The organism is Alicycliphilus denitrificans K601 (assembly GCF_000204645.1).
Taxonomy (GTDB): domain Bacteria; phylum Pseudomonadota; class Gammaproteobacteria; order Burkholderiales; family Burkholderiaceae_C; genus Alicycliphilus; species Alicycliphilus denitrificans.
Genome location: NC_015422.1, coordinates 1452352 through 1474346, shown reverse-complemented (window position 1 = coordinate 1474346; position 21995 = coordinate 1452352). Strand labels below are relative to the sequence as shown.

The window sequence follows — 21995 nt, the reverse complement described above, 5'->3', positions numbered from 1 at the left end:
TCATCGTTGGCTCACCACGCCGGTGAATACGGGGGACACTGAAAAATCCACCTGCGCCTGCGCCAATGGCCGCAGCGCCGCGATCAGCGCCCGCGCATCGCCACGCCGCCACTGAAAGGCGTAGTGCAGCGGCGCCAGCGGCATGCCTGCGCCCACGGCGCGCAGGCTCAGTGCATCCACCCAGTGTGCGGGCAGGAAGCCCACTCCCACACCCTGGCGCAACATGCCCGCCACGGCCCCCCAGCTGTTGCACACGATGCGCTCATGCGCCGCGGCATGGTTGGCCAGCAGCCAGTCGTCCAGCAGCCGGGTCGTGCCCGCGCCATGCGGCAGCGTGACCAGCGGGTGGCACCGCAGCAGCGCCGCCGCGTCCAGGCGGTCCGCGCCCGGCAGGCCGGGCGCGGCGGCCCAGGCGAAGTGCGCGGCCCCCACGGGTTGCGACAGCAGCGCGCTGCGCGAGGAGCGGCCCGCGATCACGGCGAAGTCCAGCTCGCCATCGGCCAGGCGGCGCTCCAGCACGCCACCCACGTCCACGAAGGGCTCCAGCTCCAGCTGCGGGTGCGCCCGCCGCACGGCAGCCACGAAGGCGGGCAGCCAGGTCAGTGCCGAGAGATCGCCCACGCCGAAGCGGCAGCGGCCCGCGAGCGCCGCGCGCGCATCGAGTGTCTGGCCCAGCGCCGCCATGGCATTGAGCACGTCGAGCGTGGCGGGCAGCAGGCGCTCGCCCGCCTCGGTGAGTACGGCGCGGTGGCCGCTGCGGTCGAACAGCGGCTGGCCCAGCGTGGCTTCGAGCTCGGCGATGCGCTTGGACAGCGACGACACCGACAGGTGCACGCGTTCGGCCGCCGTCGCGAAATTGGCGCAGGTGGCAGCCCACCAGAAGGCTTCGAGCTGCTTGATCGAGGGCTGGGACATGGCGACCACTATTTCTCAAAAGCGAACATATCCATTCTAAATATTTCGCTTTTCTTCAAAAACATGCTTACCTACAGTGCGGCCATTCCTTAGCCGCAACCCGCATCCCGCCATGGCTTCCTATGCCGAACCCTCACCCGTGACCGTGCCCGTCGCACTGCGCAACATGCTGTCGCTGCACGACTTCGAGGCCGCCGCGCGCCGGCGCCTGCCCCGGCCGATCTTCGGCTACATCGCCGGCGCGGCCGAGGACAACACGTCGCTGCGCGACAACCGCGAGGTGTTCGGCGAATACGGCTTTGCCACCCGCGTGCTGCGCGACGTGTCGCGGCGCTCGCAGGCGGTGGAGCTGTTCGGCCAGCGCTACAGCAGCCCCTTCGGCATCGCGCCCATGGGCATCAACGCGCTGTCCACCTACCGCGGAGACCTGGTGCTGGCGCGCGCTGCGCAGCAGGCGGGCATCGTGTCGATCATGAGCGGCACCTCGCTGATCCCCATGGAAGAGGTGGCGCGCGAGAGCCCGGCCACCTGGTTCCAGGCCTACATACCGGGCGACCAGGAACGCATCGACGCGCTGGTCGACCGCGTGGCGCGCGCGGGCTTCGGCACGCTGGTGGTGACGGTGGACATTCCCGTTTCGGCCAACCGCGAGAACAACATTCGCACCGGCTTTTCCACGCCGCTGCGCCCCAGCCTGCGCCTGGCCTGGGACGGCATGGTGCGGCCGCGCTGGGTGGCGGGCACCTTCCTGCACACGCTGCTGCGCCACGGCATGCCGCATTTCGAGAATTCGTTTGCCACGCGCGGCGCGCCCATCGTGTCGTCCTCAGTACTGCGCGATTTCTCGGCGCGCGACCACCTGAACTGGGGCCACATCGAAGCCATCCGCCGCCGCTGGAAAGGACCGCTGGTGGTCAAGGGCCTGCTCAGCGTGGAGGATGCACTGCAGGCCCGGCGCGTGGGCGCCGACGCCGTCGTGCTGTCCAACCACGGCGGCCGCCAGCTCGACGGCGCGATCTCGCCCCTGCGCGTGCTCGAAGCCGTTGTGGCCGCCGTGGGGCCCGATTACCCGGTGCTCATCGACAGCGGCTTCCGGCGCGGCTCGGACGTGCTCAAGGCCCTGGCCCTGGGCGCGCGCATGGTGCTGGTGGGCCGCCCCTTCAACTACGCCGCCGCCGTGGCGGGCGAGGCCGGCGTGGCGCATGCCATCGGGCTGCTGCAGGAAGAGGTGGACCGCAACATGGCCATGCTGGGCGTGACGGGCTGCGCAGAACTCGGGCCGCAGCACATCGTGCGCCGCCGCGCCTGAATTCTGTCTTTTACCAACCACCAAAGGAGATGACTCACATGCCCAGCTTTTCCCTGCGCCCCGGCGCACACGCACTGATCGGCGGCCTGGCACTCGCGGCAGGAACTGCTGCGCTGGCCCAGGCAGCCTACCCGAGCAAGCCCATACGCCTGATCGTGCCCTTTGCCGCCGGCGGCACCACCGACATCATCGCCCGCGTGGTGGCCGACCCGCTGGGGCGCGAGCTGGGCCAGCCGGTGGTGGTAGACAACAAGAGCGGCGCCGGCGGCACCATCGGCGCGACCGAGGCCATGCGCGCCAAGCCCGATGGCTACACGCTGAGCGTGGCCACCGTCTCCACCACGGCCACCAATCCAGCCATCACGCCCAAGTTCCCATACGACCCCGAGACGGATTTCGTGCCCATCATCAACATCGCCGCGACGCCCAACGTCATTGCGGTCAACCCCAGGTTCCCGGGGCACGACTACAAGGGCTTCGTCGAGGAGTTGAAAAAGAGCCCCGGCAAATACGCGTATGCGTCCACCGGCACCGGCAGCATCACCCACATGCTGATGGAGCTCTACAAGGGCATGGCGGGCGTGCAGATGACGCACATTCCCTACCGGGGCGCTGGCCCGGCGCTGAACGACGTGGTGGCCGGCCAGGTGAACATGAATCTGGACAACCTGCCCTCATCGCTGCCCTTCATCAGGGACGGCCGCCTGATCCCCATCGTGGTGGCGGCGCCGCAGCGCCTGGCGGTCCTGCCCAACGTGCCCACCTTCAAGGAGGTGGGGCTGGAGCCGGTGAACCGCATGGCCTATTACGGCATCGTCGGCCCCAAGGGCACACCCAGGGAGGTGGTCGACAGGATCAATGCCGCGCTCAAGAAGGTGCTGGCGGAGCCGGCGGTGAAAAAGCGCATCGACGACACCGGCTCGCTGGTGATCGCCAATACGCCCGAGCAGTTCGCCGAGCAGATCAGGAACGAATTCGCTATCTACAAGGACGTAGTGCGCAAGCAAAAGCTGACGCTGGAGTGAGCCCCAGGCCTCGGCGTTCTTCAGGCCGAACTTCCTCAAATCCGCCTCGCAATCCAGGAGCAAGGTCTGAGGATTCCCCCCGGAGCCAACCGCGCCATAGAGTCGGGCCGCACCAGCATGGTCTCTATGCCGTGCTGCTCCATGAACGGCAGGAACTTGCCATCCAGGTCTTCCCAGCCTTGCTGGCCGGCGTCCGCGCCGGCGGGGACGATGACGGCCGCCCTGGCGTTCAATTGCCGCAAGGCTGCAGCCACCGCTGCGCCCATGGCCGACAGTGCCCGATGGCTGCGGCTGATGAGCACGAAACCCGTGCCACCACGTCGTCGAAACGCCCTTGCACGCCTGCGCGCCCGACCCGGCCATGGGGGCTCAGCAGGCCTGCGGCCTTGTCCTGCGCGCCGCGCAGAATGCCGTCCGTCAGATGCGGGAAGGCGGGCGGCGGGGATGTCGAGCGTCACGCCTTCGTTGGGCAGCACATCGATGACCAGCCAGTCGGCCTCGAACCCCTTGTCTTCCCGGCCGCTGCCTATGGCTTCGCGCACGATGCTGTTGGCGCCGTCAGCGCCAATCAGGTACTGGCAGCGCACCGTGCGCTGCTGCCCGTTGCCCGTGCGGCGCACCACGAGCCGTGCGTATTCGGCGGTCTGGCCAACCTCCACGGCTTCCCAGCCCAAGCGGGTAGCGTTCTTCCCAGCGCTCGAAGATGGCGACGCTGCGCCCCTGACTTGCCAGGGCCAGCGCCATGATTTCGCTCACGGGGCCGTAGCCGACGATGGCTACGTCGAAGAAGTCGTGTTGCTCTTGCTGCATGGTTGTCTCCGGTTCAGGCGTTCAGTTCGTGGTTGGGGACGAAGTCCTTGGGCACCGCCGGCCCCCAGACGTACAGGGGGTCCTCGGGCGGGTAGTCGGCCGCGGGCCATTGCGCACCCGGCGCGACGAAGTCGATGTCGTACGAATACTCGGCATAGCTTCCCCAGGGGTCGCGCACGTAGCGGAAGTAGTTGGAGGCGGCCCACGCCCCAGCCATCGGGGTAGCCGGCCTCACTCATCTGCTCCATGCCGGGCTCCACGTCGTCGATGGAGGGCACGCACCAGCTGGCGTGGTGCAGGCCCGGGCCGCCCGACCTGGCCAGGGCGGTCAGGTGGTAGTCGCTGTCGTGCGGGCTGTGGAGGAAGGCGATGACGTCGCCCGAGGTGTCGGAGACGCGCAGACCGAGCACCTCGACGTAAAAGCGCGTGGCCCGGACCACGTCCGCGCTGAACATCAGCAGGTGCGAGAGATACAGCGGCCTGACCTGCTGCACCTTGCTGCGCGTGGGCGCGCGGCCGAAGTTGGCGCCGTGCTTCGGCTGCGCCTGCGGTGACGGAGCCGGCGGAGAGGACTTGGGCGCCACCTTCAGCTGCAAAGCCAGGCCATCGGGCCCGGCGATCCAGATGCCGCCGGCATCCGCGCCGGCCGGGGGCGCGATGCGCGCCATGTTCAGGCAGGCCAGATGCCGCTCGGATCGCTGCGCGTCTTCGGCATGAAGCCCATGCTGATCCACAGCAGGCGCTTACGCCCGCCCTCCTGCCGGATGCGCCCCCAGCGGTGCGGATGGCCGTGGGTATACAACGCCAGGCAGCCGTCCTCGCCGCGCACGTCCAGGCCGAAACTGGCGCAGAAGTGCCGGGCCTGCTCCAGATCGGGAACACTGAACGCGAACTCATCCACCGAATGCACGGCAAGCAACGGGGCGGCGGTTGACGTATTCGAACCCATGCCTGTCTCCATGATTTTTGGTGCAAAGCTCCGCCCCGCTGCCTGGCAAGGCAGCAAGCGCGAAACAAGAGTTGGAAAGGTTTAGACGACCTGCTGGCGCTGCGTGCCCAGGACGCCGCCATCCAGCGTCATGACATCGCCCCGCCGCAGGAAGACAGGGGGCTTCATGCCCAGGCCCACGCCCTGGGGCGTGCCCGTGATCACGAGATCGCCGGGCAGCAGGGTCATGAACCGGCTCAGGTAGGACACGATGTAGGCGACCGGGAAAATCATGTCCGAGGTGTTGCTCTTCTGCCGGACCTGGCCATTGACGGTCAGCGTGAGTGGCACGTTCTGCGGGTCGGCCAGCTCGTCGGTCGTCACCAGCCAGGGGCCTATGGGGCCAAAGCCGTCGAAACTCTTGCCCTTGCCCCATTGGCCATTGCGCTTGGCCTGCCATTCGCGCTCGGACACGTCATTGGCCAGCACATAGCCGGCCACATGCGACAGCGCTTCGGCCTCGCCCACCTTCTGCGCCTTGCTGCCGATGATGATGCCCAGCTCCACCTCCCAGTCGCCCTCCACGGAGTCGGGTGGCAGTTCAACCGTGTCGTTGGGGCCGGCAATGCAGGTAATGGCCTTGTTGAACACCACGGGCTCCCTGGGAATTTCCATGCCCGCTTCCATGGCGTGCTGGCGATAGTTCAGGCCGATCGCCACGAACTGGCGAATGCCGGCCAGCGGCGCGCCGATGCGCGTGCCCTCGGCGACCAGGGGCAGCTTGTCCAGGTCGATGGCCTGCAAGGCCTTCAGGCGCTCGGGAGCCATCCACTCGGGCGTCCAGTCGGGGATCAGCAACGACATATCCCTCATGCGGCCGCTGCGGTCCAGAGCACCCGGTTTTTCCTGACCTACGGCACCAAAACGGAACAATCTCATTTCGCCTCCAAGTAAAATTTGACAAGTGTCCAAAACGAGAATGGATTGTTTTTTATTTTGTTCATATCATCAATATGACAAATAGTTTAGACAACTAAGTGTTTACCCTTGTCACCCATGCAAACACAGGCCCCGCCAGAAGACCACCGCACCCGTGTCGGAGCGCAGCGCCGGGAGCGCACGCGCCTGCAGCTGCTGACCAGCGCCATCGGCGTGTTCAACGACAAGGGGGCCGATGCCACGGTGATCGACGACTTGATCGCGGCTGCGGGCGTGTCGCGCGGCACCTTCTACAACCACTTCAAGACCACCGGCGAGTTGCTGACGGAACTGGCTTCACGCATGAGCGATGAGGTCCTGGCCGTGGTCGATCCCCTGGTCCTGCGGTACCACGATCCCGTGGAGCGCTTCGCCATAGGCATGCGCCTGTACATGCGTATGACCTTGCGCTACCCGCAATGGGGCCGCTTCATAACCCAGGTGGGAACCCGCGTCGCGGCGCGGGGCCAGCTCATAGACAAATACGTGACGCGCGACCTGTGCACCGCCCAGGAGCGCAAATTGCTGAACGTGCCCGACGTGGCGGTGGCGCGCGACATGGCGCTGGGCGCCATCTTCTACGGCATAGAGACCATGCTGACCGAGCCCACGCGCAGCAACCACGCCGAAAATCTGATCCGGCATGTGCTGATCGGCCTGGGGCTTGGTGCCTCCGAGGCCGCACGGATTGTCGACATGCCTCTGCAAATGCCTGCCAGGGTGCAAGGGCCGGTTTTCGACAGCCTGGAATGATTCGGGATGGATGGCTTCGCTGCCCTTGCCTCCTTCCTCCCGTCGCCTGGCCATCTGCCCGCACGCGGGCCGGCTGGATCCCGCAGATCCATCAGAATGCGCCGTCCGGTTCGATCACGGAATGGCGGGTGCCAATCCCGCCGCACCTGCACCTGCCAGAGCCTGGCGGCCCGATGCAGCCCGGTCTTCCCACATCGGCAGCGCCATGCTGGCGAAGGCCCATGGTCGCCGGGCCGTATCCGGGAGGGCATGCGAAACATGGCAAGAATCACCCCAATTTGCCCGAAGGGCCGGCAGCGAGAAACGTAAGTCATTGATTCAAATGAACAAAGCAGATTTGACAGAACACACGCCGATGATGGCGCAGTACCTGGCCCTCAAAGCCCAGCACCCGGATACGCTGCTGCTGTACCGCATGGGCGACTTCTACGAGCTGTTCTACGCCGACGCGGAGAAGGCCGCGCGCCTGCTGGACATCACCCTGACGCAACGCGGCCAGTCGGCGGGCCAGCCCGTGACCATGGCGGGCGTGCCCTTCCATGCGCTGGAGAACTACCTGGGCCGGCTCATCCGGCTGGGCGAATCCGTGGCCATTGCCGAGCAGGTGGGCGAGGTGGGTGCGGCCAAGGGGCCGGTGGAGCGCAAGGTGGTGCGCGTGGTCACGCCCGGCACGCTGACCGACAGCGAGCTGCTGCCCGACAAGAGCGAGTCCGTGCTGTTGGCCGTGCACCAGGGCGCGCGCGCGCGCTGCGGCCTGGCCTGGCTGGCCGTGACGCAGGGCGTGGTGCAGCTGGCCGAATGCACGCAGGCCGAGCTGGGCGCCTGGCTCGCGCGCATCGCGCCCAGCGAGCTGATCCACAGCGCGGGCATCACGCAGCGCTTCGAGGAACAGCTCGCCGGACTGCGCCAGGGCGGCATGTTCGCCTGCCCCATGAGCCTGCGCCCCGACTGGCAGTTCGACGCCGCCCTGGGCCGGCGCAAGCTGCTCGAACACCTGGGCGCGGCCAGCCTGCAGGCCTGGAATGCCGAGGGCCTGCAGGACGCGCACGCCGCCGCCGCCGCGCTCCTGCAGTACGCCGAGCACACGCAGGGCCGCGCACTCAGCCACGTGCACGGCGTGCGCGTGCAGCAGAGCGACGAGCTGATCCACCTGCCGCTGGCCACGCGGCGCAACCTGGAGCTGGTCAAGACCCTGCGCGGCGAGGACGCGCCCACGCTGTTCTCGCTGCTGGACACCTGCATGACCGGCATGGGCAGCCGCCTGCTCAAGACCTGGCTGCTGGAGCCGCGGCGCGACCGCGGCGACGCGCGCCGGCGCTTGGCCGCCACCCAGGCCCTGCGCGGCACCGGCGGCGGCCAGGGCCCCTGGCAGCTGCTGCGCGGCGCGCTCAAGGGCGTGAGCGACGTGGAGCGCATCACCGCCCGCATCGCGCTGCGCCAGGTGCGCCCGCGCGAGCTGGTGGCGCTGTGCAGCACACTACAGAAATCAGAGCTGCTGGCGCAGTCCAGTCAAGCGCCAGAGGCCTTTTTGGCTCAAATATTCAACGACCTGCAGCCCCCGGCGGAATGCACGGCGCTGCTGCGCGCCGCCATCCTGGAGGAGCCCGCCGCCCTGGTGCGCGACGGCGGCGTGATCGCCCCGGGCTTCGACGCCGAGCTCGACGAGCTGCGCGCCATACAGAACAACTGCGACGGCTTCCTGCTCGACCTGGAGACGCGCGAGAAGGCGCGCACCGGCATTCCCAACCTGCGCGTGCAGTTCAACAAGGTGCACGGCTTCTACATCGAGGTCACCAGCAGCCACGTGGACAAGGTGCCGGGCGACTACCGCCGCCGCCAGACGCTCAAGAACGCCGAACGCTTCATCACGCCCGAGCTGAAGAGCTTCGAGGACAAGGCCCTGTCGGCGCAGGAGCGCGGCCTGGCGCGCGAGAAATGGCTGTACGAGCAGGTGCTGGACCAGCTCCAGCCCCACGTGCCGCGGCTCACGCGCCTGGCCCAGGCCCTGGCCGCGCTGGACGTGCTGTGCTGCCTGGCCGAGCGCTCGCTCACGCTCGACTGGTGCGCGCCGCAGTTCGTGGCCGAGCCCTGCATCGACATCGAGGCGGGCCGCCACCCGGTGGTGCAGGCGCGGCTGGCCGAAACGTCCAGCGGCGCCTTCATCCCCAACCACACGCGGCTGAACGCCAACACGCGCATGCAGATCATCACCGGCCCCAACATGGGCGGCAAATCGACCTACATGCGCCAAGTGGCGCTGATCGTGCTGCTGGCCAGCATGGGCAGCCACGTGCCGGCCACGGCCTGCCGCCTGGGGCCGATAGACGCCATCCACACGCGCATCGGCGCCGCCGACGACCTGGCGAATGCCCAGTCCACCTTCATGCTGGAGATGACCGAGGCGGCGCAGATCCTGCACGCGGCCACGCCGCACAGCCTGGTGCTGATGGACGAGATCGGCCGCGGCACCAGCACCTTCGACGGCCTGGCGCTGGCCAGCGGCATCGCCACGCACCTGCACGACCGCACCAAGGCGTTCACGCTGTTCGCCACGCACTACTTCGAGCTCACCGAACTCTCGGCGCGCCACCAGCACGCGGTGAACGTGCACGTGGGCGCTACCGAGTCGGGGCACGACATCGTCTTCCTGCACGAGATCCAGCCCGGCCCGGCCAGCCGCAGCTACGGCATCCAGGTGGCCAAGCTGGCCGGCGTGCCCGCCGCCGTGCTGCACCACGCGCGCCACACCCTCGCCGCGCTGGAAGAGCGCGCGGGCGAGGACGACCTGCAGGTGGACCTGTTCGCCCCGCCGCCCGCGCCCGAGGTGCAGGCGGCAAGCCCCGTGGAGGCGGCCCTGGCGCAGATCAACCCCGATGCGCTGAGCCCGCGCGAAGCGCTGGACGCGCTGTACCAGCTCAAGCGGCTGGCGCCGTAGCGGAAGCGGCCGCTACGGCGGGCCGTCCCACCGTCCCGCCACGTTCTTGAGCAGCGTGTTCACCGCAGCCAGCCGCCGGTTCTTCACGTCGATGAGCCCGCGCTGCGCGGACAGCACCGTGGTCTGGGCCGAGAGCACGTTGAGGTAGCCCACCGTGCCGGCCTTGTACTGGTTGGTGGCGATGGTGAGCGCCCTCTGCGCGGCGGCGACGGCCTCGGTCTGCACCTGTTCCTCTCGCGCCAGGGACGTAGCGGCAGCGAGGTTGTCCTCCACCTCCTGCAGCGCGGTGATGACGGCCTGGCGGTAGCCGGCCGCCGCCAGGTCGAGCGAGGCGCGGGCCGACTCCACGGCAGCCGAGCGCGCGCCACCGTCGAACAGCGTGAGCGCAAGCGCCGGGCCCAGCGACCAGAACAGGTTGGGCGCGCCGACCAGGTCGCCCAGCGACGCACCGCGCCAGCCCCCCGCCGCCGAGAGCGTGAGCGCGGGGAAGAACGCCGACTGCGCCACGCCCACCTGGGCGTTGGCGGCCGCCACGCGGCGCTCGGCGGCGGCGATGTCGGGGCGGCGTTCCAGCAGCCGCGACGGCAGCTCGGCCGGCACCTCGGGCGGCGCGGGCAGGCGGGCCGTGGCGTCCAGGCCGAAGGCGGCGGGCGGCAGGCCGATGAGCGCGGCGAGCGCGTGCTCGATCTGCGCGCGGCTGGTCTCGGCTTCGAGCAGCTGGGCCTGCGTGCTCTTGTACTGCGCCTCGGCCTGGGCCACGTCGGCGGGCGATGCGACGCCTGCGCGCTCGCGGTTGCGCGTGAGCTGCCAGCTTTGCTCGTAGGCGGCGAGCGTGTCCCGCAGCAGCGCGCCTTGCGCCTCTGCGGCGCGCAGCGCGAAGTAGGTCTGCGCGGCTGTGGCCTGCAGCGACAGGCGCGCGGCGGCCAGGTCCGCGCCGCTGGCCTGGGCGCTGGCCTCTGCGGCGCTGGCAGCGCCCGAGAGGCGGCCCCACAGGTCGATCTCCCAGCCCGCGTTCAGGCCCAGCGAGTAGCTGGTGGCGGGGCCGGCCGTGTTCGCGGTACTGGCGCCGCGCGCGCGCGTGGCGCTGCTGCTGGCGCCCAGCGTGGGCAGCAGCGCGGCGCGGCTGCCGGCCACGGCCGCCTGCGCCGCGCGCAGGCGCGCCACGGCCTGGGCGATGCCGGGGTTGGCAACGGCAGCGCGCTGCTGCAGGTCGTCGAGCACGGGATCGCCGTACAGGCGCCACCACTCTTCGGGCGGCGCTGCGTCCTGCGGCTGCGCGGGGCGCCAGATGCCGGCCTGCGCGGCGGCGGCCGTGGCCTCCTTGAACTGCGCGGGCAGCGCGATCGCGGGGCGCTGGTACGCGGGCTGCGTGGAGCAGCCGGCGGCGAGCAGCAAGGCGGTGGCGGCAAGGGCGGTATGCTTCATATTCAATAGCTGCCAGCGCTTGATGGACGGGCGCTAGAGCGGTTTTTCATTGAAAACCAGCGGTTCACGCGGCGGCGCAGCCGGTCGAGCTGCACGTAGACCACGGGCGTGGTGTAGAGCGTGAGCAGCTGGCTCACCAGCAGCCCGCCCACGATGGCCAGCCCCAGCGGCCGGCGCAGCTCGGCGCCTATGCCCTGGCCCAGGGCCAGCGGCAGCGCGCCCATGATGGCGGCCAGGCTGGTCATGAGGATGGGGCGCAGGCGCAGGTCGCAGGCGCGGTAGATGGCCTGGGCTGGCGTGGTGTGGCCGCCGCGTTCGCGCGACAGGGCGAAGTCGATCATCATGATGGCGTTCTTCTTGACGATGCCGATGAGCAGGATCACCCCGATGAAGGCGATCAGCGAGAACTCGGTCTTGAACAGCATCAGCGCAAGCAGCGCCCCCACCCCTGCCGAGGGCAGCGTGGACAGGATGGTCAGCGGGTGCACCAGATCCTCGTACAGCACGCCCAGCACCAAGTAGATGGTGAGGATGGCCGCCAGGATGAGGAGCGGCTGTCCCGCCAGCGACTGCTGGAAGGCCCCCGCCGTGCCGCTGAAACTGCCGCGCACCGACACCGGCACGCCCAGCCGCGCCACGGCGGCGCGGATGGCGTCATTGGCCTGCGACAGCGACACGCCCGGCGCCAGGCTGTAGCTGATGGTGCTGGCGGGCGTGCCGCCCTGGTGGCTCACGGCCAGCGGCGTGTTGGTGGTGGCGATGCGCGCGAACGCCGTGAGCGGCACCTGCTTGCCGCTGGCGTTGACGAAGAAGAAGCCGCGCAGCGTCTCGGGGCTTTGCAGGAAGCGCGGCGCCGCCTCCATCACCACGCGGTACTGGTTCAGCGGGTTGTAGATCACGCCCACCTGGCGCTGGCCGAAGGCGTCATTCAGGGTGGCGTCGATCTGCGCCATGGACAAGCCCAGGCGCTTGATCGCGTCGCGGTCTATGACCAGCGAGGTCTGCACGCCGTAGTCCTGCACGTCGCTGTTCACGTCCTCCAGCTCGGGCAGCTCGCTCATCACCTGGCGTATGCGCGGCTCCCAGGCGCGCAGCTCCTCCACGCCGTCGGACTGCAGCGTGTAGTCGAACGAGGCCATGCTCTGGCGCCCGCCGATGCGCACGTCGGTCTGCTTCATCATGAACAGGCGCGCGCCGGGCTCGTTCCTGAGCTTTTCGCGCAGCCGGTCGATGACCTCGTCGGACGACACCTTGCGCTCGGCCAGGGGCTTGAGCGTCATGAACATGTTGGCCGCGTTGATCTGCCCGCCGCCCGTGGAGCCCATCACGTACTCCACCGCCGGGTCCTGCTGCACGATGGCGAGGAAGCGCTGGATGCGCTGCTGCATGGCCTGGAAGGAACTGGCCTGGTCGGCGCGGATGAAGCCCATGATGCGGCCCGTGTCCTGCTCGGGCATGAAGCCCTTGTCGATGGCCATGTACAGGTGCACGTTCAACGCCACCACCGCCGCCAGCGACAGCAGCACCAGCGGCTGGTGGCGCAGGCCCCAGGCCAGCGTGCGGCGGTACAGGCGCCGGCTGGCGCGCTCGATCCGCCCCAGCCATGCCGCCACGCGCGCCCACGCCCTGCGCGGCGCCGCTTGCGCCTGCGGCGCGCGCAAGAGGTGCGCGCACATCATGGGCGTGGTGGTCAGCGACACCACCATGGACACCAGGATGGCCGAGGACATGACGACCGCGAACTCGCGGAAGAACCGCCCCACGATGCCGCCCATGAACAGGATGGGCACGAACACCGCGATCAGCGACAGGCTCATGGACACGACGGTGAAGCCGATCTCGCGCGTGCCGTCCAGCGCCGCCTGCAGCGCGCTCTTGCCGCGCTCCATGTGGCGCAGCACGTTCTCCAGCACCACGATGGCGTCGTCCACCACGAAGCCCGTCGCCACCGTGAGGGCCATGAGCGAGAGGTTGTCCAGCGTATAGCCCGCCAGGTACATCACGCCGAACGTGCCCGCCAGCGACGCGGGCACGGCCACGGCCGGCACCAGGGCGGCGCGGCCGTTGCGCAGGAACAGGAACACCACCAGGATCACCAGCGCCACGGCGAGCAGCAGGGTACGCTCGACCTCCTGCACCGAGGCGCGCAGCGTGGGCGTGCGGTCGGACACCACGGTCAGGTCGATGGCGGCGGGGATCGATGCCTTGAGCTGCGGCAGCAGGGCGCGCACCTTGTCCACCGCCTCCAGGATGTTGGCGCCCGGCTGCTTGTAGACCTGCAGCAGGATGGCCGGCTTGCCGTTGGCCACGCCGTAGTTGCGCACGTCCTGCACCGAGTCGAGCACGTCGGCCACGTCCGACAGGCGCACGGCCTGGCCGTTGTTCCAGCGCAGCACCAGCGGCGCGTACTCGGCCGCCACGCGCGCCTGGTCGTTGGTGGCCAGCTGCCAGTAATGGTCCTCGCGCTCCACGGCGCCCAGCGGCCGGTTGGCGTTGTTGCCGGTGATGGCGCTGCGCACCTGCTCCAGCGATATGCCGTTGGCCGCCAGGCGCAGCGGGTCGAGCTCCACGCGCACGGCGGGCAGCGCGCCGCCGCTCACCGCGGCCTGCCCCACGCCCTCGACCTGCGAGAGTTTCTGCGCGATGACCGTGGAGGCGGCGTCGTACATCTGCCCGCGCGTGAGGCTGCTGGACGTCAGCGCCAGAATCATGATGGGCGCGTCCGCCGGATTGATCTTGCGGTAGGTGGGGTTGCTGGGCATGCCCGAGGGCAGCAGCGTGCGCGCCGCGTTGATGGCGGCCTGCACGTCGTGCGCGGCGCTGTCAACGGTGCGCGAGAGGTCGAACTGCAGCGTGATGCGCGTATTGCCCAGCGTGGAGCGCGAAGTGATCTCGTTGACCCCGGCGATCGCCCCCAGCGAGCGCTCCAGCGGCGTGGCCACCGTGGCGGCCATGGTGTCGGGGCTGGCACCGGGCAAGCTGGCGGTGACGGAGATGGTGGGGTAGTCCACCTGCGGCAGCGGCGCCACGGGCAGCAGGAAGAACGACACGGCACCGGCCAGCGCCAGGCCGATGGTCAGGAGCATGGTGGCGACGGGGCGGTGGACGAAGAGCGCCGAGGGGCTCATGCCGCGCCTCCCCCTCTAACTGGGGTCGTAATTGGGGTCGGATTCCAATTAAGCCTTGAGCGCACATCCCAGCCAGCCACATCAAAAAGAAGAGCTGCCAGCGCCCGGAAACAAAAGGTTTTAGGCATTTTCAACCCCAACCCTGGCCCCACGCCACCTCTGCGCCCACCCCTCAAACGTGAGATAGATCACCGGCGTGGTGAACAGCGTGAGCAGCTGGCTCAGTATCAGCCCCCCCACCATGGTCACCCCCAGCGGATGGCGCAGCTCGCTGCCCACCCCCTGCCCCAGCATCAACGGCAGCGCCCCCAGCAGCGCCGCCAGCGTGGTCATGAGGATGGGGCGAAAGCGCAGCAGGCAGGCCTGGTAGATCGCCTCGCGCGCGGACAGCCCCTGCTCGCGCTGTGCATCGAGCGCGAAGTCGATCATCATGATGGCGTTCTTCTTCACGATACCGATCAGGAGCACGATGCCGATGACGGCGATGATGTCGATCTCCAGCCCCGCCATCCCCAGCGCCAGCAGCGCGCCCACCCCGGCCGAGGGCAGCGTGGACAGGATGGTCACGGGGTGGATGGTGCTCTCGTACAGCACCCCCAGCACGATGTACATGGTGATCACCGCCGCCAGGATCAGCAGCAGCGTGTTGGTCAGCGACGCCTGGAACGCCAGCGCCGCACCCTGGAAGGCCATGTCCACCGAGATGGGCATCTGCCCCTGGGCGCGCAGGTCGTCGCGCGCGCGCTCGATGGCCTTGACGGCCTGGCCCAGCGACACGCCCGGCGCCGTGTTGAACGAGATCGTGCTGGCCGGCAGCTGCCCCACGTGGTTGACGGCCAGCGCCATGCTGCGCTCCTCCACCCGCGCCAGCGAGGACAGGGGCACGGGCGTGCCGCCGCTCGACGGCACGTAGATGCTGGCCAGCGCCTCGGGGCCGATCTTGAACTGCGGCGCCACCTCCAGCACCACGCGGTACTGGTTGGACTGCGTGAAGATGGTGGAGATGAGCCGCTGGCCGAAGGCGTTGTAGAGCGCCGTGTCGACGGCCGCCACCGTCACGCCCAGGCGGCTGGCCTGGGCGCGGTCGATCGAGACGTAGGCCTGGCGGCCCTGGCCCTGCAGGTCGCTGGCCACATCCACCAGGCCGGGCGTGGCCAGCAGGCGCTCCAGCAGCGCCTGCGTGCTGCGCGTGAGCTGCTCCATGTCGGGCGAGGACAGCAGCAGCTGGTACTGCGTGCGCGCCACGCGGTCCTCGATGGTCAGGTCCTGCACGGGTTGCAGGTACAGGCGCATGCCGGGCATGCTGCCGGTATCGTCGCTCAGGCGGCGCAGCACCACGGCCAGGCTGTCGCGCTGGCCGTGGGGCTGCAGGTCGATCTGCATGCGCCCGCTGTTGAGCGTGGTGTTGCTGCCATCCACGCCGATGAAGGAGGACACGCTCTTGACGGCCGGGTCGCGCAGGATGCGCTCGGCCATCTGCTGCTGGCGTTCGGCCATGGCCGCGAAGGAGATGGACTGGTCGGCCACGGTGGTGGCCTGCAGCGTGCCCGTGTCCTGCACCGGAAAGAACCCCTTGGGCACCACCAGGTACAGCAGCGCGGTGAGCGCCAGCGTGGCCAGGAACACCAGCCAGACCAGCATGCGGTGCTCCAGCACCACGCCCAGCGTGCGCCCATAGAGCGCGATGGTGCGCTCGAAGAACCGCCCCGTGGCCTGGTACAGGCGGCTGTGGCTCTCCTCGGGCGTGTGGCGCAGCAGGCGCGCGCACAGCATGGGAGTGAAGGACAGCGAGATCACCGCCGAGATCAGTATCGACACCGCCATGGTGATGGCGAACTCGTGGAACAGCCGCCCCACCACGTCGCCCATGAACAGGAGCGGGATCAGCACTGCGATCAGCGAGATGGTCAGCGAGATGATGGTGAAGCCGATCTGCCTGGCGCCCTTGAGCGCGGCAGCGAGCGGCGGCTCGCCCGCCTCGACGTAGCGGGCGATGTTCTCGATCATGACGATGGCGTCGTCCACCACGAAGCCGGTCGAGATGGTGAGCGCCATCAGCGTCAGGTTGTTGATCGAAAAGCCCGCCAGGTACATCACCCCGAAGGTGCCGATGAGCGACAACGGCACGGCGAAGCTGGGAATCAGCGTGGCCGTGCCGCTCCTCAGAAACACGAAGATCACCGCCACCACCAGCGCCACGGCCAGCAGCAGCTCGTGCTGCATGTCGCGCACCGATGCGCGGATGGTGACGGTGCGGTCGGTGAGCACGTGGACCTGCAGCGACGCGGGCAGCGTCTCCTCCAGCTGCGGCAGCAGCGCCTTCACGCGGTCCACCGTCTCGATCACGTTGGCGCCGGGCTGGCGCTTGATGTTGAGGATCACGGCCGCCTTGGAGCCATCGTCCGGCGTGCCCGCCCAGGCCGCCAGGCGCGTGTTCTCGGCGTCGTCCACGGTATCCGCCACGGCGGACAGGCGCACGGGGTTGCCGTTGCGGTAGGCGATGATCAGGTCGCGGTATTCCTGCGCCGACTGCAGCTGGTCGTTGGCGTCTATGGTCGTGGCGCGCAGCGGCCCGTCGAAGCCGCCCTTGGGCTGCTTGACGTTGGCCGCGGCTATCGCGCCGCGCAGGTCCTCCAGCGACAGCCCCACCGACGCCAGTGCCTGCGGGTTGGCCTGGATGCGCACCGCCGGCCTGCGCCCCCCGGCGATCGCCACCAGACCCACGCCGCCGACCTGCGAGAGCTTGGGCGCGAGGCGGTTCTCCACCAGGTCGTTGATGCGGATCACGGGCAGGCTGGGCGAGGTGACGGCCAGCGTGAGGATGGGCGCGTCCGCCGGGTTGACCTTGCTGTACAGCGGCGGCATGGGCAGGTCACCCGGCAGCAGATTGGCGCCCGCGTTGATGGCCGCCTGCACCTGCTGCTCGGCCACGTCCAGGCCGTAGTCGAGCGCGAAGCGCAGCGTGATGACCGAGGCCCCGCCCGAGCTCGTGGAAGACATCTGCGCCAGGCCAGGCATCTGGCCGAACTGGCGCTCCAGCGGCGCGGTGACGTTGGAGGTCATCACGTCCGGGCTGGCGCCGGGGTAGAGCGTGGTGACCTGGATGGTGGGGTAGTCCACCTCGGGCAGCGCGGAGATCGGCAACAGCCGGTAGGCGAGCATGCCCGCGACCAGGATGGCCACCATCAGCAGCGAGGTGGCGATCGGGCGCAGGATGAAAAGGCGCGACAGGTTCATGGCGCTACGGCGGTGGATGGCGGCAACGGCCCGTCTTCAGCGCGCGGCGGGCGGCGGCGAAGCGGCCGGCGCCGGGGCCGATGCGGGGGCCGACGCTGTGGACGCGGCGCCCTCCCGCTGCGCACGCAGGCCGCGCAGGAACGCCCTGCGCTCGTCGGCCGTCATTTTGGAGAGCTTCTCGCGCTGCTCGGGCGTGAGGTTCCTGAGCATCTGCGCGCGCCTCTGCCCCGCGTCCTGCACGGCCTGGTCGGCCTTGGCGGCGGCCTGGGCATCGATCACCATGACCCTGGCGCCCTCGCGCAGGCGGTCCAGCCCGTCGGTGACGACCTGCGCGCCCTCGGGCAGGTCGCCCTCCACGCTCACGCGGTCGCCGTCGGCCACGCCCACGCGCAGGCGCCGCTGCGTGACCGTGCCGTCGTCCTGCACCAGGTACACGTAGTTGTTCTGCACGGCGGCCGCGGGCACGGTCAGCGTGTCCTTGAGCAGGTCCACCTGCAGCCTCACGTTCACGAACTGGTTGGGGAACAGCCTGCCGTCGGCATTGGCGAACGCCGCCTTGACCTTGAGGGTGTCGGTCGTGAGGTCAATGGCGTTGTCCAGCGCGCCCAGCCGCCCGCGCGCCAACAGCTGCCGCTGCTCCCGGTCCCACAGCTCCACGGGCAGCTCGGCGCCCCCCGCCTGGCGCTCGCGGATCCGGTCCAGCTGCGCCTGGGGCACGGAGAACACCGCGTCGATGGGGCGCAGCTGCGTGATGGTGACGATGCCGTTGGCGTCCGCCGGGTTGACCACGTTGCCCAGGTCCGCCTGGCGCAACCCAAGGCGCCCGGCGATGGGCGCCGTCACGCGCGTGTACGACAGCTGCAGCCGCGCGGCATCGACCTGCGCCTGGTCGGCCGCCACCGTGCCCTCGTACTGGCGCACCAGCGCCGCCTGGGTATCCACCTGCTGGCTGGCGATCGAGTCCTGCGACTTGAGCTCCTGGTAGCGCTGCAGGTCCAGCCGCGCGTTCCTGAGCAGGGCCTGGTCGCGCATCAGCGTGCCCTGTGCCTGGTCGAACGCGGCCTGGTAGCTGCGCGGGTCGATCTGGGCCAGCAGCTGCCCGGCCTTGACCTCGTCGCCCTCGTTGAAGTGCAGGGCCTTGAGCTCGCCGCTGACCTTGGTGCGCACCACGGCCGTGGCGCGCGACTGCAGCGTGCCGATGGCGCTGACCATCACGCGCATGTCGCGCCGCTCGACCCGCCCCACCGAGACCGGCTGCGCCTGGGCGCCTCCGCCCCCGAAACGCGGGCCGGCGGCCTGGCCCTGGGCCGGCGCCGCGCCGCGCTGCTGCCACCACCAGGCGCCGCCGGCCGCCAGCAGGGCGACGGCCGCCACGGCCGCGACCCATCCAAGCCGCATGCGCCCCTTGCAGGCATATCCATGGGGGGCCACGGGCCCTTTGCAAGACTGGGGGTTGGACACGAGAGCTTCTCCGCGATAGAAAGAACGTGTTCATGGCCTTTTCGTGATGCCCGTTGCCCCGCAGACGCTGTCTTTGCGGGGCAACCCTGCGGGCAAGGCAGCAGAAAGCCGCACTCGTCGTTGTCCGCCTTGCCCAGGCCGCCAGCATGGCCTGCGGCGTGCGCCTAGACTGCGGCTTTCTGCTGCCTTGCGAGCATCATGAAAAGGCCATGAACACGTTCTGAAGATCATAGCGGCCGGTGTCCCGATGGCGCGTGAAGAGCGGGTAAAGGTCGTGCGAAGATCGGCACCACGACACTGCCCCACGCGCCATGGCCTCCATCGTCTTTTCCCACGCCAACAGTTTTCCCGCCAGCACCTACCGCGTGCTGTTCGATGCGCTGCGCAAGCGGGGCTTCAAGGTCAGCGCCGTGGAGCGCTACGGCCACGACGAACGCTACCCCGTCAGCAACAACTGGCCGCACCTGGTGCAGCAGCTGGCGGACTTCGCCGCCGAGCAGCAGCGGCGCACGGGAGAGCAGGCCTTCCTCGTGGGCCACTCGCTCGGCGGCTTCCTGAGCGTGATGGCCGCAGCGCGCCACCCCGAGCTCGCGCGCGGAGTGGTGCTGATCGACTCGCCCCTGATCGGCGGCTGGCGCGCAGGTGCGCTGGGCATGGCCAAGCAGGCCCAGGTGGTGGGCGCCGTCTCGCCCGGGCGCATCAGCCGCGCGCGCAGGAACAGCTGGGCCAGCACCGAGGAGGCGCTGGAGCACTTCCGCCGCAAGAAGGCGTTCGCGCACTGGGATCCGCGCGTGCTGCAAGACTACGTGGCCCACGGGCTGCAGGACCAGGACGGCAAGCGCGTGCTGAGCTTCGACCGCGCGATCGAGACCCAGATCTACAACACCCTGCCGCACAACCTGGGGCGGCTCCTGCAGACGCACCCGCTCAAGTGCCCGGCCGCCTTCATCGGCGGGCGCGACTCGGCCGAGATGCGCCAGGTGGGCATGGCCATGACCCGGCGCATCACCCAGGGCCGCGTGATGATGCTGGACGGCAGCCACCTGTTCCCCATGGAGCAGCCCCTGGCAACGGCTGCGGCCATCGAGGCGTCGCTGCTCAACCTGGAGCGGCTGGCCGCCTGAAATTCAGTCAGTCAATCAATCGGCCCAGGTCACCACACCCATCCAGGCCGTGGCCAGCACCACCACCCCGAACACGATGCGGTAATAGGCGAACGGCACGAAGCTGTGCGTGCTGATGTAGCGCAGCAGCCAGCGCACGCACAGCCAGGCGCTGATGAAGGAGAACACCAGCCCCACGACGAACAGCGGCACGTCGGCCATCGAGAGCAGCGCCCGCTCCTTGTACAGGCTGTACGCGCCGGCGCCGATCAGCGTGGGGATGGCCAGGAAGAACGAATAGTCCGTCGCCGCCTTGCGCGAAAGGCCCAGCAGCATGCCGCCGATGATGGTGGCACCGCTGCGGCTCGTGCCCGGCACCATGGCCAGGCACTGCGCCAGGCCGACCTTGAGCGCGTCCCACGGCCCCATGTCGTCCACCGAATGGATGCGCACGGTCCCCTGCTGGCGCCGCTCGGCCCACAGGATGATGAAGCCGCCCACGATGAAGGTGGACGCCACCACCACGGGCGTGAACAGGTGCGCCTTGATGGCCTTGCCCAGCAGCAGCCCCAGCAGCACCGCCGGGAAGAAGCCGATCAGCACGTTGAGCGCGAAGCGCCGGGCCTGGCGCTGGCTGGGCAGCGCCACCAGCGTGTCGCGGATGCGCTGCCAGTACACGAGGATGACGGCGAATATGGCGCCCGTCTGGATGGCGATGTCGAAGACCTTGGCCTTGGCATCGTCGAAGCCCAGCAGCGAGCCCGCGAGGATCAGGTGGCCGGTGGATGAGATCGGAAGGAATTCGGTCAGCCCTTCGACCACGCCCATGATGGCGGCCTTGAGCAGCAAGAGAGAGTCCACGCAAGCGTCCTGACGAAAAAAGCAAAACGCGGATTATCCGCGCCGGACGCGGGCGCGCCGCCGCCATTCACGCCGCCGGCGCCGCATCTCGCGCCGCGGCGGCCGCCATCCGTCGCACGGCCATGGCGGGCGCGAGTGCCGGCGCGCACAGTGCTCTCCATCCCGTCACCGCACAAGGAGTCCGCCATGCTGATCCACATCGCCACGCACCAGCCGCAGATGCTGGCCTCCATCGTCCAGGGCACGCCCTCCTGGGTCTGGTACCTGCTCGCTACCCTGCTCTGGCTGGGCCTGTCGCAGACGCTGCCGCGCCAGGCCGGGCTGCGCCGCGTGCTGTTCATGCCGCTGGCGCTCGCCGCGTTCTCGGCCTGGGGCCTGCTGTCGGCCTTCGGCGCCGAGCCGGGCGGCGGCGCCCTCGCCGTCTGGCTGCTGGCCGCCGGCGCGGCCGCGCTGGCCAGCCTGGCCCTGCGCGGCACGCCGCCCGCGGGCGTGCGCTTCGACGCGCAAGCGCTGCGCTTTCACCTGCCCGGCAGCCCCGTGCCCCTGCTGCTCATCCTGGCGATCTTCCTGACCAAGTACCTCGTCGGCGTGGAGCTGGCGCTGCAGCCCGCGCTGGGCCACGACGGCGGCTTCGCCCTGCAGGTGGCCGCGCTCTACGGCCTGTTCAACGGCCTGCTGCTGGCGCGTGCCGCGCGCCTGTGGCACCTGGTGCGGCGCACGCGCCCGGCCTTTGCCTGAAGGAGCCCGCCATGCATACCGAAACCCCTGCCGCCATCGGCGGCGGCCCCGCCGAGCGCCTGGACGGCCGCCGCCCCCTCCCTAGAATGACCGACATGATCCCCGACGACGACATCGAACGGCTGGCGCGCAAGCGCGCGGGCGCCAAGCTCGGCTGGTACGCGCACGCGCTGGTCTACGTGGCGGTCAACCTGGCGCTGTTCGCCTTCTCGCGCTACGGCTGGGGCCAGCGGCCCTGGTCGGTGTTCCCGCTGCTGGGCTGGGGGCTGGGACTGGCGCTGCACGGCGTGTCGGTCTTCGTGCTGGGCACGGGCAGCGGCCTGCGCGAGCGCATGGTGCAACGCGAGCGCGAACGCCTGCAACGCGAGCGCCAGGAACGCTGAGGCACC

At 69.5% G+C, this 21995-nt stretch carries 17 protein-coding genes and 1 pseudogene; 7 read left to right on the top strand and 11 right to left on the bottom strand.

The genetic code is table 11. The features are described from left to right. Positions 1 to 915, bottom strand: coding sequence for a LysR family transcriptional regulator (locus ALIDE2_RS06970; RefSeq protein ID WP_013721675.1), 915 nt, complete (start codon positions 913 to 915; stop codon positions 1 to 3). 112 nt (positions 916 to 1027) lie between these two features. Between ALIDE2_RS06970 and ALIDE2_RS06965 the strand changes: the two genes are divergently transcribed. Both ALIDE2_RS06965 and ALIDE2_RS06960 read left to right on the top strand, forming a co-directional pair. Next, on the top strand, positions 1028 to 2224 hold the full coding sequence (locus tag ALIDE2_RS06965) for an alpha-hydroxy acid oxidase (RefSeq protein ID WP_013721674.1): 1197 nt from the start codon (positions 1028 to 1030) through the stop codon (positions 2222 to 2224). Between the two features lie 38 nt (positions 2225 to 2262). Beyond that, complete coding sequence (locus tag ALIDE2_RS06960) at positions 2263 to 3249, top strand: tripartite tricarboxylate transporter substrate binding protein BugE (protein WP_013519861.1); 987 nt, start codon at positions 2263 to 2265, stop codon at positions 3247 to 3249. A 35-nt stretch (positions 3250 to 3284) separates the two neighbouring features. Here the strand turns inward: ALIDE2_RS06960 and ALIDE2_RS06955 are convergent, their stop codons facing one another. The 5 genes and pseudogenes from ALIDE2_RS06955 to ALIDE2_RS06945 all read right to left on the bottom strand — a co-directional run bounded on the left by ALIDE2_RS06955 (position 3285) and on the right by ALIDE2_RS06945 (position 5926). Continuing rightward, positions 3285 to 3923, bottom strand: a complete 639-nt coding sequence (locus ALIDE2_RS06955) for an FAD-dependent monooxygenase (protein WP_041700743.1) — start codon at positions 3921 to 3923, stop codon at positions 3285 to 3287. A gap of 149 nt (positions 3924 to 4072) precedes the next feature. Then, positions 4073 to 4294, bottom strand: coding sequence for a VOC family protein (locus tag ALIDE2_RS25425; RefSeq protein ID WP_238530176.1), 222 nt, complete (start codon positions 4292 to 4294; stop codon positions 4073 to 4075). A gap of 43 nt (positions 4295 to 4337) precedes the next feature. Continuing rightward, positions 4338 to 4514: pseudogene (locus ALIDE2_RS25420) on the bottom strand (VOC family protein); the annotation flags it as partial. Between the two features lie 215 nt (positions 4515 to 4729). Further along, entirely contained in the window at positions 4730 to 5008 is a 279-nt protein-coding gene (locus ALIDE2_RS25415; protein WP_238530115.1) for a VOC family protein, read from the bottom strand. Between the two features lie 81 nt (positions 5009 to 5089). Further along, entirely contained in the window at positions 5090 to 5926 is an 837-nt protein-coding gene (locus ALIDE2_RS06945) for a fumarylacetoacetate hydrolase family protein (protein WP_013519862.1), read from the bottom strand. 117 nt (positions 5927 to 6043) lie between these two features. Between ALIDE2_RS06945 and ALIDE2_RS06940 the strand changes: the two genes are divergently transcribed. Then, entirely contained in the window at positions 6044 to 6718 is a 675-nt protein-coding gene (locus tag ALIDE2_RS06940; RefSeq protein WP_013519863.1) for a TetR/AcrR family transcriptional regulator, read from the top strand. Positions 6719 to 7040: 322 nt separating this feature from the next. Beyond that, positions 7041 to 9653, top strand: a complete 2613-nt coding sequence (mutS, locus tag ALIDE2_RS06935) for a DNA mismatch repair protein MutS (RefSeq protein ID WP_013721672.1) — start codon at positions 7041 to 7043, stop codon at positions 9651 to 9653. Positions 9654 to 9665: 12 nt separating this feature from the next. Here the strand turns inward: mutS and ALIDE2_RS06930 are convergent, their stop codons facing one another. From ALIDE2_RS06930 to ALIDE2_RS06915, 4 genes are all read right to left on the bottom strand, one after another. Continuing rightward, positions 9666 to 11078: an efflux transporter outer membrane subunit gene (locus ALIDE2_RS06930; RefSeq protein ID WP_013721671.1), complete on the bottom strand. Its 1413-nt coding sequence runs from the start codon at positions 11076 to 11078 to the stop codon at positions 9666 to 9668. A gap of 2 nt (positions 11079 to 11080) precedes the next feature. Further along, on the bottom strand, positions 11081 to 14206 hold the full coding sequence (locus ALIDE2_RS06925; RefSeq protein WP_013721670.1) for an efflux RND transporter permease subunit: 3126 nt from the start codon (positions 14204 to 14206) through the stop codon (positions 11081 to 11083). 120 nt (positions 14207 to 14326) lie between these two features. After that, positions 14327 to 17443, bottom strand: coding sequence for an MdtB/MuxB family multidrug efflux RND transporter permease subunit (locus tag ALIDE2_RS06920; protein WP_013721669.1), 3117 nt, complete (start codon positions 17441 to 17443; stop codon positions 14327 to 14329). A 36-nt stretch (positions 17444 to 17479) separates the two neighbouring features. Continuing rightward, a complete protein-coding gene (locus tag ALIDE2_RS06915; protein WP_238530114.1) occupies positions 17480 to 18841 on the bottom strand; it encodes an efflux RND transporter periplasmic adaptor subunit in 1362 nt (453 codons plus the stop codon). A 374-nt stretch (positions 18842 to 19215) separates the two neighbouring features. Here ALIDE2_RS06915 and ALIDE2_RS06910 point away from each other — a divergent pair, with 374 nt between their 5' ends. After that, complete coding sequence (locus ALIDE2_RS06910; RefSeq protein ID WP_013519869.1) at positions 19216 to 20028, top strand: alpha/beta fold hydrolase; 813 nt, start codon at positions 19216 to 19218, stop codon at positions 20026 to 20028. Positions 20029 to 20043: 15 nt separating this feature from the next. Here ALIDE2_RS06910 and ALIDE2_RS06905 read toward each other — a convergent pair whose 3' ends face one another. Further along, positions 20044 to 20868: an undecaprenyl-diphosphate phosphatase gene (locus tag ALIDE2_RS06905; RefSeq protein WP_013519870.1), complete on the bottom strand. Its 825-nt coding sequence runs from the start codon at positions 20866 to 20868 to the stop codon at positions 20044 to 20046. 186 nt (positions 20869 to 21054) lie between these two features. On the opposite strand from ALIDE2_RS06905, the gene ALIDE2_RS06900 reads away from it, so the two are divergent. Both ALIDE2_RS06900 and ALIDE2_RS06895 read left to right on the top strand, forming a co-directional pair. Continuing rightward, positions 21055 to 21606, top strand: coding sequence for a DUF6622 family protein (locus tag ALIDE2_RS06900; protein WP_013519871.1), 552 nt, complete (start codon positions 21055 to 21057; stop codon positions 21604 to 21606). Positions 21607 to 21617: 11 nt separating this feature from the next. Beyond that, a complete protein-coding gene (locus tag ALIDE2_RS06895) occupies positions 21618 to 21989 on the top strand; it encodes a 2TM domain-containing protein (RefSeq protein ID WP_013519872.1) in 372 nt (123 codons plus the stop codon). The last annotated feature ends 6 nt before the right edge of the window (positions 21990 to 21995 follow it).